Origin of the sequence: Kitasatospora sp. NPDC058965 (genome assembly GCF_042741245.1) — a bacterium.
Lineage (GTDB): Bacteria > Actinomycetota > Actinomycetes > Streptomycetales > Streptomycetaceae > Kitasatospora.
In genome coordinates this window covers 1-2,527 of record NZ_JBHYKG010000550.1, presented here as the reverse complement: position 1 = coordinate 2,527, position 2,527 = coordinate 1, and the positions used below count along the sequence as shown (strand labels likewise).

Sequence of the window (2,527 nt, the reverse complement as noted above, 5' to 3'; positions counted from 1 at the left end):
GACCAGGACCCTGGTCCTGGTCAGGGGTCGGCTCCAGGGCCCTGCCCGGGCCGGGTGGGCGGCTGAGAGAATGGCCCACGAACAACAGTTGCGGCGCGCCGGCGAGGGCCCGGGGAACCGGCCGCGGAGGGGAACTTGCCAGCATGCCGACACGCCTACCGCGCCTACCGCGCCCGTTCGTCCCCGACGCCCTGCTCTGGTCGCGCAACGAGGCGCTGGTGGCCGTCGGGGCCGCCGTCGTGGACGTCCTCGGCTACACGATCGGGGGCCTGGACCAGAACTACCCGGTCGCGCTGCTCGGCCTGGTGCTGCTGGTGCTCACGGCGCTGCCGCTGCTCACCGTGCGCCGCTACCCGCTGGCCTCGCTGGCGTCGGTCCTGACCCTCGGTCTGGTGATGGACCTGAGCGTGTCGGTGACGAACCACTTCAGCCTCACCTTCGCGGTCGCCCTGTTCGGCTTCGCCCGCTCGCGCGGCCCCGTTCAGACAGCGGTGGCGGCCCTCGCCGCCGCCACGACCTCGCTGATCGGGCGTGGGCAGCCGATGCCGCCGCCGGTCGGCTCGCTGACGGGCAACCTGGCCGCGGCCGGCCTGATCGTCGTCGGGGCCATCGCCTTCAACCGGTACCAGCGGGAGGTCGAGGACCGGCGCAGGCTCCTGGCCGACCAGGCACTGGCCAGGGAACGCCGGCGCATCGCACGGGAGTTGCACGACATCGTGGCCCACCACATCACCACCATGCAGCTGATGGCCGGCGGCGCCAGGGCCAACCTGGGGGGCGACACCGAGGTGGTGCGCGACGCGCTGACCACGCTGGAGGGCTCGGGGCGGATGGCGCTGCGCGAGATGCGCCAGCTGCTCGACGTGCTGCGGGCCGGCGACGAACCGGAGGAGGCGCTCGCGGCGCCGCAGCCCGGCACCGCCGACCTCGCCCGCATCGTCGACGAGTCCCGGTTGGCCGGTCTGCCCACCGAGCTCACCGTCCACGGCCGGGAACGCCCGCTGCCGCCGAGCACCGGCCTGACGGTCTTCCGGATCGTGCAGGAGTCCCTCACCAACGCCCGCAAGCACGCAGGTCAGGCGCAGGCGCACGTCCGACTGACCTACCGGGCGGACCGGATCACCGTCGAGGTGCGGGACAACGGCACGGGTGTGCCGGCCGGCACCCCGGCGGGACCGGACGGCGACCAGTCCCGGACCGGGTCCGGCTCGGCGGGGCGCACCGGGTACGGTCTGATCGGCATGCAGGAACGGGTCGCGCTGCAGGGCGGCAGCCTGCGGACCGGCCCGCTCGACACAGGCGGGTTCCGGGTGGCGGCCAGCCTGCCACTGGCACCGGTCGAGGGAGAGGAAGCGCCGGCATGACGGGCGGTACGACGGCTGCTGCGGCCGGAGCTGCGGCACCGATCAGGGTGCTGATCGCGGACGACCAACCGCTGGTGCGGCGCGGCCTGGCGCTGATCCTGGGCCCCGACCCGGCGATCGAAGTGGTGGCCGAGGCGGAGCACGGCGAGCAGGCCCTCGCCCTCGCCCACGAGCACCGGCCCGACGTCGTGGTGATGGACATCCGGATGCCGGTCCTCGACGGCGTCGGGGCGACCGAGCGGCTCGCGCGGGAACTGCCCGACTGCCGGGTGCTGGCGCTGAGCACCTTCGACCTGGACGAGTACGTGGTCGCCGCGCTGCGCGCGGGTGCCTGCGGGTTCCTGCCCAAGGACGTCTCGCCGGAGGAACTGCTCGCCGCGGTGCGCACCGTGCACACCGGTGAGGCCGCGGTGGCGCCGCGTCTGCTCACCCGGCTGATCTCCACCTACATCACCGCGCCGCACCCCTCCCGGCCGCAGGCGCCGGTAGCGGGCACCGGACCGGGCGAGCTGACGCCCCGCGAGGTCGAGGTGTGGCGCCTGCTCGCGACCGGGCTGGACAATGCCGAGATCGCGCGAGCCCTGGAGCTCAGCGTCTCCACGGTGAAGAACTACATCACCAGCATCTTCGGCAAGCTGAGCGTCCGGGACCGCGCCCAGGCGGTGATCGCCGCCTACGAGTCCGGCCTGGTCGAGGCCCGCCCGGCGACCACCACGGCTTCGGCGGCTCCGACGGCTTCGGCGAACTGACGCCCCGCCGCCGGGCGGCGGACGGGTCGGCAGGAAGGTGTTCCACGACGGACTCCACTGATGACGACCCCTGAATCCGGCCACACCCGATTCGGGTGATGGCCAGGCCTGCCCACCTGGATTCTCCAGCCACAGGTCGACATGCGGAGGTGAGTGCGACACGCTCGGGGCAGCCGTTCAGTACGTGTCGGCCTCAGTGCCGTAGCTGTACTCGGAGACGAGGTCGTCCCGGCTGTCGGAGAGGTGCGCCGTGTCGCCCTTGTCGTTCCAGATGGCACGTCCGCTGTTGTGGGAGTAGCCGCCCCAGTCGACGTGGACCTCGTTGGTGTAAATGCGGATCCGCTGACCGGCCTTGAGCGTGGTGCCGGGCGGGAAGGAGAAGTTCAGGCCCGGGTCGTCGGCGAAGAGGAGCCA

General features: G+C 72.8%; 3 protein-coding genes. 2 read left to right on the top strand and 1 reads right to left on the bottom strand.

The features are described 5' to 3' along the window. The first annotated feature begins 143 nt into the window (after positions 1–143). Entirely contained in the window at positions 144–1,364 is a 1,221-nt protein-coding gene (locus ACFW1A_RS39985) for a sensor histidine kinase (RefSeq protein ID WP_380418571.1), read from the top strand. Then, positions 1,361–2,113, top strand: coding sequence for a response regulator (locus ACFW1A_RS39980; protein ID WP_380418569.1), 753 nt, complete (start codon positions 1,361–1,363; stop codon positions 2,111–2,113). The genes ACFW1A_RS39985 and ACFW1A_RS39980 overlap by 4 nt, the downstream gene beginning before the upstream one ends. Before the next feature lie 177 nt (positions 2,114–2,290). On the opposite strand, the gene ACFW1A_RS39975 is transcribed toward ACFW1A_RS39980, so the two are convergent. Then, positions 2,291–2,527, bottom strand: a 237-nt coding sequence (locus ACFW1A_RS39975) for a lamin tail domain-containing protein (protein WP_380418567.1), incomplete at its 5' end; no start/stop codon positions are given.

What these genes read in the sequence shown, in the direction of transcription:
- ACFW1A_RS39980 (WP_380418569.1), top strand. Translation starts at nt 1,361, where the DNA reads ATGACGGGCGGTACGACGGCTGCTGCGGCCGGAGCTGCGGCACCGATC.
- ACFW1A_RS39985 (WP_380418571.1), top strand. Translation starts at nt 144, where the DNA reads ATGCCGACACGCCTACCGCGCCTACCGCGCCCGTTCGTCCCCGACGCC.